This window comes from Pseudomonas sp. A2, from assembly GCF_023100865.1.
GTDB classification, from domain to species: Bacteria; Pseudomonadota; Gammaproteobacteria; order Pseudomonadales; family Pseudomonadaceae; genus Aquipseudomonas; species Aquipseudomonas asiatica.
This window is the reverse complement of record NZ_CP039127.1, coordinates 4,948,311-4,962,402: the sequence shown is the minus strand read 5'-3', so window position 1 is coordinate 4,962,402 and position 14,092 is coordinate 4,948,311. Positions and strand designations below refer to the sequence as shown.

Here is a 14,092-nt window from a genome sequence, read left to right as displayed (position 1 = left end):
TGTGGAGCGCGCCGTAGCGCAGCTTGCACAGGTGATTGCAGAAGGTGTGCCAAATGGGTGCATTGGGCTTCAAATGGGGGCGCTGCGCACCCCTTCGCGGGCACGCCCGCTCCCACAGAAGCCGCGTTATTCCTGACGTGGCGCATTTCCTTGTGGGAGCGGGCGTGCCCGCGAAGGGCTGCAAAGCAGCCCCGGAAAATCAGATTAATGAGCGGTTTTTTGCTTGCTGATTGAGCGAGATAAGCGGATTTCCGCTCATTCCCGCCCGATGAAGTCCTCGCGCACCAACCCATGCCGCTGCATCTTTTCGTTCAGCGTGCGCCGCGGCAGCTGCAAGGCCTCCATCACCGCCTTGATTTCGCCCCCGTGCTGGCGCAGCGCCGCGCGCAGGCATTGCGCCTCGAACGCTTCCATCTGTTCGCTCAACGACTGCCCGGCAGGCGTCACCTCGATGTTCGGCGAGCCCAGCCCCAATGCATGCCGCTCCGCCGCGTTGGCCAGCTCACGCACGTTGCCCGGCCAGTCATGCGACAGCAGCTGCGCCAGTTGCGCGCCCGACAGTGGCGGGGCTGCGCGACCAAGCTTTTCGCCGGCGGCACGGGCAAAGTGCTCGAACAGCAGTGGAATGTCCTCACGCCGTTCACGCAACGGCGCCAGGCGCAACTCGGCCACGTTCAGGCGATAGGCAAGGTCTTCGCGGAAGCGCCCGGCGCGGGCTTCTTCGAGCAGGTCGGGCTTGGTCGCGGCAATGATGCGCAGGTCGACGCTGATGCTCTGGTTGGCACCCAGGCGTTCCAGCTTCTGTTCCTGGATTACCCGCAGCAGCTTGGCCTGTTGGGCCAGTGGCATGCTTTCGATTTCGTCGAGGAACACCGTGCCACCGTTGGCGTACTCAAGCTTGCCGATGCGCTTGCCCTGGGCGCCGGTAAAGGCGCCGCTTTCATGGCCGAACAGCTCGGCCTCGAACAGCGACTCGGGGATGGCTGCACAATTGAGGGCGACGAACGGCTTGTCGGCGCGCGGGCCAAAATCGTGCAGGCAGCGGGCCACGCGCTCTTTGCCACTGCCGGTTTCGCCGCGGATCAGCACATTGACCGGCAGGCTGGCCAGGTCCAGCACTTGCCGACGCAGCTGTTGCAGGCCCTGGGACATACCCAGCAGTGTGCCTTCCAGGCGTGACTTGAGATCGGCCTGCTCGTGCAGCCGGCGGTTTTCCAAGACCAGCTGGCGCTTTTCCAGGGCCCTGCGCAGGCTGCCCAGCAGGTGCTGCGGGGTAAAGGGTTTTTCCAGGAAGTCGTAGGCCCCGCTGCGCATGGCTTCCACTGCCATGGGCACATCGCCGTGGCCGGTCAGCAGGATCACCGGCAAGTCGGGGTCGTCCGCCAGCAGGCGTTCGAGCAACTGCAGGCCATCCATGCCCGGCATGCGTACATCGCTGATGATCACCCCGGGAAAGTGCCGTGGCAGGTGTGCCAGGCATTCTTCGGCGCGGGCGAACAGTTGCACGCTGAAGCCCGACAGGCTCAGCCATTGCTCGACCGCCGTGCGGATACTGGCTTCATCATCGACGACGATCACTGAATTCAACATGCAGGCTCCAGGTCACGGGGCAGGGTAAGGCTCAGGCGCGCGCCGCCAGGCAGGTTTTCGGCCTGCAGCTTGCCGCCGGCCTCGTGGACGATGCCGTAGGAAATGGCTAGCCCCAGCCCAAGGCCTTCACCCACCGGCTTTGTGGTGAAGAATGGGTCGAAGACCTTGGCCAGGTTGGCCTCGGCAATGCCGCCACCCGAATCCAGCACGCTCAGGCGCCATAGCTCGCCGTCGGGCTCGATGCGGATCTCCAGGCGTTTGTAGCGCTTGTCGGCCATGGCGTCGAGGGCATTGCGCAGCAGGTTGATCAGCACCTGCTCCAGGCGAATGGCATCGCCGCGCACCCAGGCCGGGCGCGCCAGGTACAGGGCTACCTCCACTTCTTCGCTGCGAATACGCGCCTCCAGCAGGTGCAGTGCCTGGTCGACCACGGTGGCCAGGTCGAGGCGTTCGCGCAGGCCGACCGGGCTGTTGCGGGCGAAGGTTTTCAGGTGACTGGTGAGCGCGGCCATGCGCGTGAGCATCTGCTCCAGCGGCTCCAGTGCCTGGCGTGCTTCGTCATATCGGCCATGGTCGAGCAGCAGACGCAGGGTTTCCAGCTGCATGCGCTGGGTGGTCAGCGGCTGGTTGATTTCATGGGCCATGGCCGCCGACATCTGCCCAAGCGCCGCCAGCTTGGCCGATTGCACCAGCCCCTCCTGGGCGGTGCGCAGCTCACGGGTGCGTTCCTCGACCTGGCGCTTGAGCTCCTCCCGGCTACGCTGGCGCAGGCGGGCAAGGCGCAGGCGCTGGCTGACGAACAGCGCAGCGAACACCAGGCTCAGCCACACGGCGGCGGCGCCGAGGGCGGCATTGCGACCGTCGGCGGCCACCTGCGGCTTGCGCAGCAGATGCAAGGTCCAGTTTTCACTTTCCAGCGGCAGGCTTTCCCACAGGTACTCGGCGCTACCCTCCGGGCCTTGCACGCGGCTGAGGGTGCTGTTGGCGGCAAAGCGGGTCAGCACCTGGTGCTGCAGCGGCACCAGCGGTTGCTTGTCGTACTGACGGGTTTCGGCCAGTTCGGCACGGTCGGCACCATTGAGCGGCTGCAGCTCACGGTAGCGCCAGCCGTCCTGGTTGGCGATGAAGGTGATGCCACGGGCATCGCTGACCAGCAGGATGTCGCTGCCCTGGCGCCACTCGCGCTCCAGTTCGGGGAACTCCAGCTTCACCACCATGGCGCCGAGGAAGCGGCCATGCTCGTCGTTCACCGCGCTGGCGAGGAAATAGCCCGGCACGCCACTGGTCACACCCACTGCGTAGAAGCGGCCACTGCCTTGGCTGCGGGTTTGCTTGAAGTATGGGCGGAAACCGTAGTTGGAGCCCACATAGCTGCTGGGCAGCCGCCAGTTGCTGGCGGCGATGGCCAGGCCGGTGCGGTCGAGCAGTTCGAGGGTGGAGGAGTTGGCAGCGCCGTTGATGCGTTCGAGCTTGCGGTTCAGGGCGTCCTGCATCGGTTCGCTGACCGGGCCGCGCAGGGCGGCGATCAGTTCCGGGTCCAGCGCCAGCACGGCGGGCAGGGCGCGGTAGCGGTCGATCAGCGTGTGCAGGGCATTGGCGTACAGGCCCAACTGCTGGCTGGCACGCTGGGCGTCGGCTTCCATGGCCTGGCGCTTGGCCTGGTGCATGGCCCAGCCGGCGCTGAGGGCGGTGCCCAGCACGATCAGCAGGGAGATCAGCCCCAGACGCAGGGCGCGAACGGAAAAGGGCATGGGGCGGATCCGGATAAATGGGGTATCAGGGCTGGCCTATTCGCGGGCTTGCCCGCTCCCACAGAAGATTCACAGCCCGATGGACCTGTGCATTACCTGTGGGAGCGGGCAAGCCCGCGAAGGGGCCGGTACAGGCATAACCTGTCAGTTACAGCAGTTCAAAGCTCTGCTGTTGCACCGCCTGGGAATCCAGGCCGACCTGGACATTGAATTCCCCTGGCTCGGCAACCCGCTGCAGTTGGCCATTGTAGAACTTCAGGTCTTCTTCGCTGATGCGGAAGCTCAACGTGCGCGATTCGCCAGGCTTGAGCATCAGCTTCTGGAAGTTCTTCAGTTCCTTCACCGGGCGGCTCATCGATGCCGATACATCCTGCAGGTACAGCTGCACCACGGTCTCGCCTGCCACCTTGCCGGTGTTCTTCACCGTCACCTTGGCTTCCAGCGTGTCGCCACGCTTGAGATCCTTGTTCGACAGCTTCAGCCCCGACAGCTCGAAGCTGCTGTAGCTCAGGCCATAGCCGAACGGGTACAGCGGGCCATTGGGCTCTTCGAAGTACTGCGAGGTGTAGTTGCCCGGCTTGCCCGGTGTGAAGGGCCGGCCAATACGGGTGTGGTTGTAGTACATCGGGATCTGCCCGACCGAACGCGGGAAGGTGATGGCCAGCTTGCCGGACGGGTTGTAATCGCCGAACAGTACGTCGGCGATCGCGTTGCCGCCTTCGGTACCGGCGAACCAGGTTTCCAGGATGGCGTCGGCCTGCTCGCGTTCCCAGGCAATCGACAGTGGGCGGCCGTTCATCAGCACCAGCACCAGCGGCTTGCCGGTGGCCTTCAGGGCCTTGATCAGCTCCCGCTGGCTGGCCGGGATTTCCAGGGTGGTACGGCTCGACGACTCGTGGGACATGCCGCGGGATTCGCCGACCACTGCCACCACCACATCGGACTGCTTCGCCGCCTTCACCGCCTCGTCGATCAGCACCGCAGGCGGGCGCGGATCGTCGACGATTTCCGGGGCATCGAAGTTGAGGAAGTTCAGGTAATCGAACATCGCCTTGTCGCCGGTGACGTTGGAACCTTTGGCGTAGACCAGCTTGGCCTTGCCCTCCACGGCGCGGCGCAGGCCTTCGCGCACGGTCACCGAGTGCACCGGTTTGCCGTCGGCAGCCCAGCTGCCCATCATGTCGATCGGGGCATCGGCCAGCGGGCCGACCAGGGCGATGGTGCCGGCCTTTTTCAGCGGCAGGGTCTGGTTGTGGTTTTCCAGCAGTACCAGGCTGCGGCGCGCCACGTCACGCGCGGCGTCGCGGTGCAGGCGGTCGTTGCCGTAGTAGTCCTTCAGGTCGGTTTCGGCCTTGCCGATGCGCACGTACGGGTCCTTGAACAGGCCCATGTCGTACTTGGCGCCCAGTACTTCGCGCACTGCCTGGTCCAGTTCGGCCTGGGTCACTTCGCCAGACTTCAGCAGGCCTGGCAGCTCTTCGCCGTACAGGGTGTCGTTCATGCTCATGTCGATGCCGGCCTTGATCGCCAGCTTGGCGGCTTCGCGCCCGTCGCGGGCGACGCCATGGCGGATCAGCTCCTGGATGGCGCCGTGGTCGCTGATGGTCACGCCCTTGAAGCCCCACTCCTTGCGCAGCAGGTCGTTCATCAGCCAGGTATTGGAGGTGGCCGGCACGCCGTTGATCGAGTTCAGCGCCACCATCACCCCGCCGGCACCAGCGTCGAGCGCGGCGCGGTAGGGTGGCAGGTAGTCGTTGTACATTTTCGGCAGGCTCATATCGACCGTGTTGTAGTCGCGCCCGCCTTCCACCGCGCCATACAGGGCGAAGTGCTTGACGATGGCCATGATGCTGTCGGGGTTGGCCGGGCTGCTGCCCTGGAACGAGCGGACCATCACCTGGCCGATCTTCGAGGTCAGGTAGGTATCCTCGCCGAAGCCTTCACTGGTGCGGCCCCAGCGCGGGTCGCGGGCGATGTCGACCATCGGTGCGAAGGTCATGTCCAGGGCGTCGGCCGCGGCTTCGATGGCGGCGGTGCGGCCGACCTTGGCGACGGCGTCCATGTCCCAGGTCGCGGCCATGCCCAGGCCGATCGGGAAAATGGTGCGTTCGCCGTGGACGGTGTCGTAGGCGAAGAACATCGGAATCTTCAGCCGGCTACGCATCGCCGCGTCCTGCATGGGGCGGTTCTCGGGGGCCGTGCGTGAGTTGAAGGTACCGCCGATGCGCCCGGCGGCAATTTCCTCGCGGATCTTATCCTTGGGCATTTCCGGCCCGATACTGATCAGGCGCAGTTGGCCGATCTTCTCGGCTTCGGTCATCTGGCTGATCAGATGGTCGATGAACGCCTGCTTGTCCTGCAGGGGCGGGGCGGAGGGGGCGGCGAGTGCCGCCTGACTGGCAAGGCCCATGGCCAGGCCCAGCAAAGACAGTTTCATCATCAATTCCGTTGTGAGGCCTGTGCCGTATCCACGGTGATACGCGCGCGGCCGAAGTTTTCAGGCGGCTATTGTTGTACGATTTGCAGGCATTTCTTCCAGCGGCGGATTATGCCTGAATATGTCGCCTGCGGATGAAGCCCCGAATGCCGGGACAACAACTATAAGAACGCTCAAGAGACCGATGGCATGACCCCCCTCGACGAATACCATCAGCGCCAGATCGCCGAAGCCATTGCCCGTGCCGAACGGCGCACCGATGCCGAACTGGTGACGGTGCTGGCCCGCCGGGCCGATGACTACGCCTACTGGCCGTTGTTCTGGGCCGCCGTGCTGGCGCTGGCCGTGCCGGCCCTGTTGCACTGGCTGCTGGGTTGGCCCGGAGTGCGTGGCTTGCTGGTGGCCAATGTGCTGCTGTTCGTAGGCTTGTGCCTGCTGCTGCGCAGCCCGCGCCTGGCCGGCTGGCTGATCCCCCGGGCCCTGCGCCGCTGGCGTGCTTCGCGCCTGGCCCGCCAGCAGTTTCGCGAACAGAACCTGCAGCGCACTGCTGGTGCCACGGGTGTACTGATCTTCGTCAGCGAGGCAGAGCGGCATGTGGAGATCCTGGTCGACCGCGGTATCGAGCGCCATCTGGATGCCACCGCCCGCGCGGCCATCGTCGCCCGCCTTGCCGAACAGGTACGCCAGGGCCGCACCTTGCAGGGGTTTGTCGAGTGCATAGAAGCGTGCGGCGAACTGCTCAGCGAACATGTGCCGCCTACCCATGCACGTAACGAGTTGCCCAACCGGTTGGTGATTCTCGATTGAGCCGAACCCCGATGGCTTGACGCGCCCCCTGTAGGAGCGGCTTTAGCCGCGAACACCGGCGCAGCCGGGGCCATGCACCGCGTTGGATCCTTCGCGGCTAAAGCCGCTCCCACAGGGTACGCGTACCGCTTGCGAATTCAGCTCCCTACGCGACAGCGCAGCCCAAAGGACTGGGCGATCTCCCACAGGAAGTTAGCCACCCTGTAGAATGCGTGCATTGCGCCATGCGCTCCCCGCTACCCGAGGCACCGTTTTTCCATGTCCGCCAGTTCTTCTGCCCCATCCGCGCCGGATGCGCGCACCCAGTTTCTCGACCTGCTGAACGCCGCCCTGCATGGCAATACCCTGGTCAAACTGGTATTGGCGCGCCATGTCGGTGCCGACCAGACCCTGCAACGGATCATTGCCAAGCCGCTGCAGGTCAAGGGCCAGCCGTGCCTGTCGCTGGTCTATCGCCACCAGACCCGCGACATCACCCGCAATCTGGCGCTGGAGCAGGCACAGGCGCTGGTCGCCGAGCTGCTACCGGACAGCTTCCGCAACGCGCACTTGTTCGATGCCGACGGTGAAGTGCAGTTGACCTTCAGCAAGAAGGGCAAGCCTATGCTCCAGCGCCACGGCGCACAGGCGCCACGCGAAGCTGCCAGTAGCAGCGGCCATGACCGCGAGAAGAAGCGCTATCTGGAGCTTTCACGGCCGTTCCTGCGTGACCTCGGCGTTACTGACGCACAAGGCGCGCTGATCCCGTCGATGTCGCGCAAGTGGAAGCAGATCAACAAGTTCATCGAAGTCTTCGACCACGCCCTGGCCAGTGCACCGGTGCCGGCGGAGCAGGCGCTACGGGTGGCCGACTTCGGCTCAGGCAAGGGCTACCTGACCTTTGCCATGCACGACTACCTGCGCAATAGCCTGGGCCGCGAAGCACAGGTAACGGGCGTCGAGCTGCGCCAGGACATGGTCGACCTGTGCAACGCCGCCGCCTTGCGTCTGGAGCACCCGGGCCTGGAGTTCCAGTGTGGTGACGTGCGTAGCGTGGTGCCCGAGGCCATCGAAGTGATGATTGCCCTGCATGCCTGCGACATCGCCACCGACTACGCCATCCACACCGGCATCCGCTGCAACGCCGCGATCATCATGTGCTCGCCGTGCTGCCACAAGCAGATCCGCCCGCAACTGCACAGCCCGGGGTTGTTGCAACCGATGCTGCAGTACGGCCTGCACATGGGCCAGCAGGCCGAAATGCTGACCGACAGCCTGCGCGCGCTGTACCTTGAAGCCTGCGGGTACGAGACCAAGGTGTTCGAGTTCATTTCGCTGGAGCACACCAACAAGAACAAGATGATTCTTGCGGTGAAGCGGCGCCAGGCAGGGGACAACGGCGCGTTGCTGGAGAAGATCGGGCAGCTCAAGGCGTTCTATGGGGTGAAGGAGCATTGCCTGGAGACGCTGTTGCGTGCGGATGGGTTGCTGCCTGGCGTGTGATTCTTCAGCGGCTCTTGTGAAATGCCGCACTCGGTAACACGTTATCCATCAGTGGCGCATCTGGACCTTTCAGAGCCTCGGTTTCGCTGACCGGCGCTCCGAGCTGGCGGGCATGTCGGTATTCGCTGGGTGTGCAGTTGCTGACCTGCTTGAAGGCACGGGCGAAGTAGGATGGGTCCTTGAAGCCGGCCTCATAGCCGATGCTGGTAATCGGCATCTGGCTGTTGACGAGCAGGTCCATGGCCAGGTTCATGCGCTTGCTCAGGATGTAATCCAGAAACCCAACGCCGTTGACTTCCTTGAACAGGCGGCTGAAGCGGGCCGTGGTCATGCCGCAGCGCTGTGCGATGTCCTTTTGGTCGATGCATTCGCGAAAATGCTGGTCGATGTATGGCATGACCTTGCTGAGCGCCTGGTGCTTGTGGTGTTCGCCGGTCAGGCGAATGCTGTCCGGCAAAGAGGGAAGGTGGTCGATGCGCTGCGCATTGCCTGAGGTCTTGCTGGCGCGGCGTATGTCGCAAAGCTGCTTCAGGACATCGATGTAGCGACTTTTCTCACCGCTTGTCAGCGGCAATACCAGATACTCCCAGACCCGCGAACGCATGGCCCAGACAGCCAGCTCTTCGGAGTGCTGCACGGTGAACATGGTGATCGGTATGGACGGTGAGTTGCGTTTCACTTCCAGCAGCAGGTTGAGGTTGAGCGTGTCGGGACGATCGAAATGCATGCAGATCATGTCTGCCTGCTGGCGTTCGGAATGCGCCACGGCCTTCGCCAGTTTGCAATCGCAGACATGACTGAACTGTGCCATCAGCGCTTCGGTGGAATGATCGCGTGTCAGATCGAACCACAACAGCAGCGGCTTTGTGCCCGGGTTAGACATCGTGACTTAACGTTCCGTTTTTCGTCACGTTCTGATGTATGACGACCGTTTGTCGGCTTTGGACTAACGTGCCGGAACTTTTCCTGAGTCGGCTGCAAATGCGTACGAAAGTGCTTCTCATATTCGGGATTCCTGCCTGTTTTTCTGGTGGCCGCGTCCCCTCTTTGATGCTGGCTAATGGCCGCAAAAAAGTCCTAGCGATTCGCAAAAATCTCCTAACCACTGCTGTCACCCTCTGACTAGGATTCGCAACAGGTAGTGCAAAACACCACTGCCTGGGAAGAAAAATAATGTCCTTAGCGAGGTGAGCGAAATGACACTGCAAACTATCAAGACTTCGGTAATGAAGTTCGTCAAAGACGAAGATGGCCTGACCATTGTGGAATATGCGGTGGCTGGTGGATTGATTGCCCTTGCCGTAGTTACTGCTTTTACTGATTTGGGTACAGCTGTTGGTACCAGAATCACCGCTTTGAAAAATGCAATAAACGGCACAACGACGCCTTGAGCAAGGTCAGCAGGGTCGAGGATTTGGGCTAACTAATAATCCAGCCCCCACGAGGATGCAGCAATGTCCACAGAATATCTGTTCGCCATTGTCGTGCTGCTAGGGCTGCTGGGGATCGCGGTGGTGGGAGACCTTCGTCGCCACCGCATTCCCAACACCTTGATATTACTGGGGGTGGGTTTGGGGGTGGTGGGCCAGGTTTACTCCGCAGGACTCGCCGGGTTGGGGGATGGCGTGCTGAGTATGCTTATTGGTTTCGCGATATTTTTGCCGATGTACGCGCTGGGGGGGATGGCTGCTGGAGACGTCAAGTTGATGGCCATGGTCGGTGCCTTTCTTACACCGTACGACGTACTTTCGGCAGCACTCTTTAGCCTGATAGCCGGTGGTGTGTTTGGGATCCTGATAGTGCTCATACGCGGCCAGTTGCAACAGACGTTACAACGCTACTGGTTGATGTTGAGTGCGCGGGCCTACTTGGCGCCGGCGACGGATGAAGTTGCAGCCAAGCCTTTCCCTTATTCAGTCGCGATCCTGTCTGGAACCCTTGTCAGCCTGTTTGGGCTACCGCTAGGCCAATAGCCTTGGAGGCTAACCATGTACGCACTAAGAGACAATGGTGTCTGCACCTGTGACAAGGACGCAGTGCAGAGCCTGGCACCTCAGCCACGTACAGTACGTGAGACTGGCCTGGCGGAAAGCTTTCTCGGTGATTTGCTGTGCAAGCACCTGCACGATGCCGGTACGCTGGACCTGTCGCGTTTGGTCGAGCGCCTGGCACTGACCGGTGCGGTGGTAGAAGAAGTGCTGGCCTTTCTGCGCAAGGATGGTCGCGTTGAAGTGCTGGGCCAGGTCGGTGTGCAAACGGGGGGGCAGGTGCTGCGATACGGCTTGACCGAGCGCGGCCGCGGTACCGCCCGGGATGCACTGGCGCGCAGCGGCTACATTGGCGCGGCACCCTTCCCGGTAAGTGCCTACCGTGACCTGCTCAAGCTGCAGACCATCCACCATGGCCGCATCAGTACGCAGGACATGCATGCGGCCTTCGCTGGCGTTGTGCTCTCGGAGAGCATGCTCGATCAACTGGGCGTAGCGTTGAACTCCGGGCGCGCGATCATGATTTACGGACCCGCAGGCACCGGCAAGACCTACGTCAGCAGCCGGTTGATTCGCCTGTTCGCCGAGTCCATCTGGGTACCCCATGCCATCGAGATCAACGAGTCGGTCATCGAGGTGTATGACCCCCAGGTGCATCAACGCCTGGAGGAGGAGAGTCAACCCACCAGCCTGTTGCTGAACGAAGGCATCGATCGCCGGCTGGTGCGCTGCAAACGCCCGGTTGTGATCACTGGCGGTGAGTTGGGCATGGAGCAACTGGACGTCCGCTTCGATCCCAGTACCCGTCAATATCAGGCCTCCCTGCAACTCAAGGCCAGCAACGGACTGTTCATCATCGACGACATGGGGCGCCAGCGCATGGCCCCGGCCGAACTGCTCAACCGCTGGATCGTGCCGATGGAAGAGAAGCGCGACTTCCTCAACCTGGGTGGCGGGCGCCATTGCGAACTGCCGTTCGATCTGGTGCTGGTGTTCTCCACCAACCTGAATCCCCTGGAGCTGGCCGACGAAGCCTTCTTGCGGCGCATCGGCTACAAGCTGCAGTTCAGCTACCTGAAGGTCGATGAATACGAACGTATCTGGCGCCAGGAGTGCGAGCGCCTGGGCCTGGCTTACGACCCGTCGCTGTTGCGCCATGCGCTACAGGCGCTGTACGAGGCCGAAGGCGTGCCGCTGGTGCCCTGCCACCCGCGCGACCTGCTGAGCATGGCGCTCGACCGCCAGCGTTACCTGGGGGGCGAGGGGGCGCTGTCGCCGCAGGAGCTGGATTGGGCCTGGCGTAGCTACTTCGTCCAGATCGACTTCCTTGGATAAGGAGATGCAGACATGAGTGCCCGTACGCTGATCCTCATTGCCGTTTCCCTGACCCTGGGGCTCGGTGCCGCCTTGATGGCCAACAACTGGCTTGATGGCCGGCTCAACGCGGCCCCGGATGACAAGATGAAGAACGTAGTGGTGGCCACAGTGGAAATCCCGTTCGGGCAGATGATCGAGGCCCAGCAGGTCGCCATTGTGCGCATGCCCAAGGATGCGGTGCCTGACGATGCCTTCGACAGCAATGAAAAGGTGATTGGCAAGATCGCCACCTTCGCCCTGCTGCGCGGCGACGTGCTGCGCAGCGCACGTGTGGCTGAGCACCTGGGTGGCAGTACCCTGGCCTCGTTGATCGCCCCCGACAAACGAGCCATTTCAGTGCGTGTGGATGACGTGGTCGGGGTGGGTGGGTTCCTGTTGCCGGGCAATCGGGTTGATGTACTGGCGACCAAGCGCAGCGACGGTAGCAGTAATGACTCAGAGTCCAGGACCATTCTCCAGGACTTGCGCGTGCTGGCAGTGGACCAGACGGCGGGGACGGACAAGACACAACCTGTAGTGGTGCGTGCCGTGACCCTGGAAATGTCGGCCAAAGAGGCCGAGGTACTGGTCAAGGCGCAATCGGAAGGGAAATTGCAACTGGCCCTGCGTAACCCGCTGGATGCTCAGAAGCAACCGCAAGCCGTTGCCGCTGCCGCACCGGTCCAGGCTGCGCCGCCAGTAGCCAAACCCCAACCAAAACCGGTGGCAAAGGGTAACGGTGGAGTAGGCGCGGTCACCATTATCCGGGGGACTGAAGTTGAAGTAGCGAAAGCAAGGTTTTAAGGCGGCAGGCGTCCGAATGGCTAACGTTCGGCAGGAACAAGAATACCTCGCAAGGAGTTGTGCATGAATACTTTGCAGAGACTAGGGATGTACCTGTTGTGCGGGCTGGGTACGCAACTGCTGTTCGTCGGTGTGACGCAGGCTGCAGAACCGGGATCGGGATACAGCGCCATGTCGGCGGCCAGCACCAATATGGTCCAGGTGCCCATCTACAAGTCGCGGACGATCAGCGCTCGTACGCCGGTGAGGAAAATCTCGGTCGGCAACCCGGATATCGCCGATATCCTGATCACCAGCCCGACCCAGCTCTACCTGCTCGGCCGTTCCCTCGGCACTACCAACGTATTGCTGTGGGACAGCAACAACCGCTTGATCGAGACCATGGATGTGGAGGTCGTGCATGACCTCACCGGGCTCAAGACCAAACTGCACCAGCTGCTGCCCGAGGAGAACATCGAGGTGTTCAGCGCACAAGGCGCGTTGGTACTGCGTGGTCAGGTGCGCAGCGCCGCGGCCATGGACACAGCGATGAAAGTGGCCAAGACCTATGCCGCGCAGACCTCGAGTGTGGTGCAAGGCAAGGGTGAAGCCGCCGAGGCGGCACCAGCCCAGTCGCTGGAGGTGATCAACCTGCTCAGCGTCGGTGGCAGCCAGCAGGTGATGCTGGAAGTGAAAGTGGCCGAGATGCAGCGCAGCCTGATCAAGAACCTCAACGTGCGCTTCAATGCCCTTGGCTCATCCGGCAACTGGAGTGGTGGCGGGTTCAACAATGGTCAAGGCCTGGGCCTGACTCCAGGCGGAGGTTCGATCCTTTCGCCAGGTTCGCTGATTGGTGGTGGCAAAGGCTTGTTCGCACAGTTCCTGTCCGACGATTTCCTCTTCAACGTGGTGCTGGAGGCGTCCAAGGACAATGGTTCGGCCAAGGTGCTGGCCGAGCCCACCCTCACCACGCTGACCGGCCAGCAGGCGGAGTTCATTTCCGGTGGCGAGTTCCCGGTGCCGATCACCGAGGATGATGGCATCACCATCGAATACAAGGAATTCGGTGTCGGCGTGAAGTTCCTGCCGGTGGTGCTCGACTCCGGGCGTATCAACCTCAACCTGAATGTCTCGGTGAGCGAGCTTTCCAACGCTAACTCGCTGGTACTCGACACGGGTCTCAGCAGCATCCTGGGCGATGGAGTTTCCCAGGTTATTCCGTCGCTGACCAAGCGCAGCGCAGAGTCCACGGTCGAACTGGGCAATGGCCAGACCATTGCCATCGCCGGCTTGATCAGCGAAAACACTCGCGATTTCGTCAGCCGTTTCCCGGGTCTGGGGGACTTGCCGATACTCGGGCACCTGTTCCGCAGCCAATCGTTCATCAACGGTGAAACCGAACTGGTGATCCTGGTGACGCCGCACCTCGCCAAGCCTGTGGATGCCAAGGCGGTGCGCCTGCCCACCGAGAAGTTCGTCGAGCCCAGTGACCTGGACTTCTACCTGCTCGGCAAGACCAAGGGCAGTGAGCCGGGGCGCGCGGTGCCCGTCAGCCTCGGTGTCAGCGGTGGCAACTTTGGCCATGACCTGAATTGATCGGAGAGAACCAGCATGAGAAGCATGATCGTGTGTTGCGCGCTGCTGTCGGGGTTGTCGGGTTGCATGTCGTACGACGAAGGGCGCGTTGGCCCGCTGGGCTACAGCGTCTACCAGACCACCTACCAGCAGATTGCCGACAAGCAGGTAGCCGCGAACCCAGGCACTGAAGTGCCGGCCGCTGGCTCTGACGGGCCTTTGCTGGAGAAGGTGATCAATAGCTACCGGGGGACGACTGGTGATGCGCAGCAGATCGGTCAGCCGATCCAGATTCAAGTCTCCGACTCAACTCGCTGATTGAG

At 62.4% G+C, this 14,092-nt stretch carries 12 protein-coding genes; 8 read left to right on the top strand and 4 right to left on the bottom strand.

The genetic code is table 11. The features are described 5' to 3' along the window. Positions 1-255 precede the first annotated feature (255 nt). From E5221_RS22990 to bglX, 3 genes are all read right to left on the bottom strand, one after another. Positions 256-1,590: a sigma-54 dependent transcriptional regulator gene (locus E5221_RS22990; protein ID WP_054571986.1), complete on the bottom strand. Its 1,335-nt coding sequence runs from the start codon at positions 1,588-1,590 to the stop codon at positions 256-258. Then, a complete protein-coding gene (locus E5221_RS22985; protein ID WP_024087686.1) occupies positions 1,584-3,341 on the bottom strand; it encodes an ATP-binding protein in 1,758 nt (585 codons plus the stop codon). Before E5221_RS22985 ends, E5221_RS22990 begins: the two co-directional genes overlap by 7 nt. Before the next feature lie 148 nt (positions 3,342-3,489). After that, on the bottom strand, positions 3,490-5,781 hold the full coding sequence (gene bglX, locus E5221_RS22980) for a beta-glucosidase BglX (RefSeq protein ID WP_039613760.1): 2,292 nt from the start codon (positions 5,779-5,781) through the stop codon (positions 3,490-3,492). A 186-nt stretch (positions 5,782-5,967) separates the two neighbouring features. Between bglX and E5221_RS22975 the strand changes: the two genes are divergently transcribed. Further along, entirely contained in the window at positions 5,968-6,585 is a 618-nt protein-coding gene (locus E5221_RS22975) for a TPM domain-containing protein (RefSeq protein ID WP_013974020.1), read from the top strand. Positions 6,586-6,843: 258 nt separating this feature from the next. Continuing rightward, on the top strand, positions 6,844-8,067 hold the full coding sequence (locus E5221_RS22970; protein WP_061550390.1) for an SAM-dependent methyltransferase: 1,224 nt from the start codon (positions 6,844-6,846) through the stop codon (positions 8,065-8,067). A 4-nt stretch (positions 8,068-8,071) separates the two neighbouring features. On the opposite strand, the gene E5221_RS22965 is transcribed toward E5221_RS22970, so the two are convergent. Continuing rightward, positions 8,072-8,950 carry a DNA-binding response regulator gene (locus E5221_RS22965; RefSeq protein ID WP_247846512.1) on the bottom strand — a complete coding sequence of 293 codons (879 nt, stop codon included), beginning with the start codon at positions 8,948-8,950 and terminating at the stop codon, positions 8,072-8,074. 313 nt (positions 8,951-9,263) lie between these two features. Between E5221_RS22965 and E5221_RS22960 the strand changes: the two genes are divergently transcribed. The 6 genes from E5221_RS22960 (at position 9,264) to E5221_RS22935 (ending at position 14,087) form a co-directional block, all read left to right on the top strand. After that, complete coding sequence (locus E5221_RS22960) at positions 9,264-9,458, top strand: Flp family type IVb pilin (protein WP_247846511.1); 195 nt, start codon at positions 9,264-9,266, stop codon at positions 9,456-9,458. 63 nt (positions 9,459-9,521) lie between these two features. Beyond that, the gene (locus E5221_RS22955; protein ID WP_247846510.1) at positions 9,522-10,040 is read left to right on the top strand and encodes a prepilin peptidase; all 519 of its coding nucleotides are present in this window, start codon (positions 9,522-9,524) and stop codon (positions 10,038-10,040) included. 15 nt (positions 10,041-10,055) lie between these two features. Next, the gene (locus E5221_RS22950; RefSeq protein ID WP_061550387.1) at positions 10,056-11,390 is read left to right on the top strand and encodes a hypothetical protein; all 1,335 of its coding nucleotides are present in this window, start codon (positions 10,056-10,058) and stop codon (positions 11,388-11,390) included. 12 nt (positions 11,391-11,402) lie between these two features. Continuing rightward, positions 11,403-12,215 carry a Flp pilus assembly protein CpaB gene (cpaB, locus tag E5221_RS22945; protein WP_061550386.1) on the top strand — a complete coding sequence of 271 codons (813 nt, stop codon included), beginning with the start codon at positions 11,403-11,405 and terminating at the stop codon, positions 12,213-12,215. An 87-nt stretch (positions 12,216-12,302) separates the two neighbouring features. Continuing rightward, positions 12,303-13,790, top strand: coding sequence for a type II and III secretion system protein family protein (locus E5221_RS22940; RefSeq protein WP_061550385.1), 1,488 nt, complete (start codon positions 12,303-12,305; stop codon positions 13,788-13,790). A gap of 15 nt (positions 13,791-13,805) precedes the next feature. Next, positions 13,806-14,087, top strand: coding sequence for a hypothetical protein (locus E5221_RS22935; RefSeq protein ID WP_061550384.1), 282 nt, complete (start codon positions 13,806-13,808; stop codon positions 14,085-14,087). Positions 14,088-14,092: the final 5 nt, after the last annotated feature.

Bases quoted from the DNA above. Each gene is read 5' to 3' on its own strand.
- E5221_RS22960 (WP_247846511.1), top strand. From the start codon at position 9,264: ATGACACTGCAAACTATCAAGACTTCGGTAATGAAGTTCGTCAAAGAC.
- E5221_RS22970 (WP_061550390.1), top strand. From the start codon at position 6,844: ATGTCCGCCAGTTCTTCTGCCCCATCCGCGCCGGATGCGCGCACCCAG.
- E5221_RS22940 (WP_061550385.1), top strand. From the start codon at position 12,303: ATGTACCTGTTGTGCGGGCTGGGTACGCAACTGCTGTTCGTCGGTGTG.
- cpaB (WP_061550386.1), top strand. From the start codon at position 11,403: ATGAGTGCCCGTACGCTGATCCTCATTGCCGTTTCCCTGACCCTGGGG.
- E5221_RS22955 (WP_247846510.1), top strand. From the start codon at position 9,522: ATGTCCACAGAATATCTGTTCGCCATTGTCGTGCTGCTAGGGCTGCTG.
- E5221_RS22985 (WP_024087686.1), bottom strand. From the start codon at position 3,341: ATGCCCTTTTCCGTTCGCGCCCTGCGTCTGGGGCTGATCTCCCTGCTG.
- E5221_RS22935 (WP_061550384.1), top strand. From the start codon at position 13,806: ATGAGAAGCATGATCGTGTGTTGCGCGCTGCTGTCGGGGTTGTCGGGT.
- E5221_RS22965 (WP_247846512.1), bottom strand. From the start codon at position 8,950: ATGTCTAACCCGGGCACAAAGCCGCTGCTGTTGTGGTTCGATCTGACA.
- E5221_RS22990 (WP_054571986.1), bottom strand. From the start codon at position 1,590: ATGTTGAATTCAGTGATCGTCGTCGATGATGAAGCCAGTATCCGCACG.
- E5221_RS22975 (WP_013974020.1), top strand. From the start codon at position 5,968: ATGACCCCCCTCGACGAATACCATCAGCGCCAGATCGCCGAAGCCATT.
- bglX (WP_039613760.1), bottom strand. From the start codon at position 5,781: ATGATGAAACTGTCTTTGCTGGGCCTGGCCATGGGCCTTGCCAGTCAG.
- E5221_RS22950 (WP_061550387.1), top strand. From the start codon at position 10,056: ATGTACGCACTAAGAGACAATGGTGTCTGCACCTGTGACAAGGACGCA.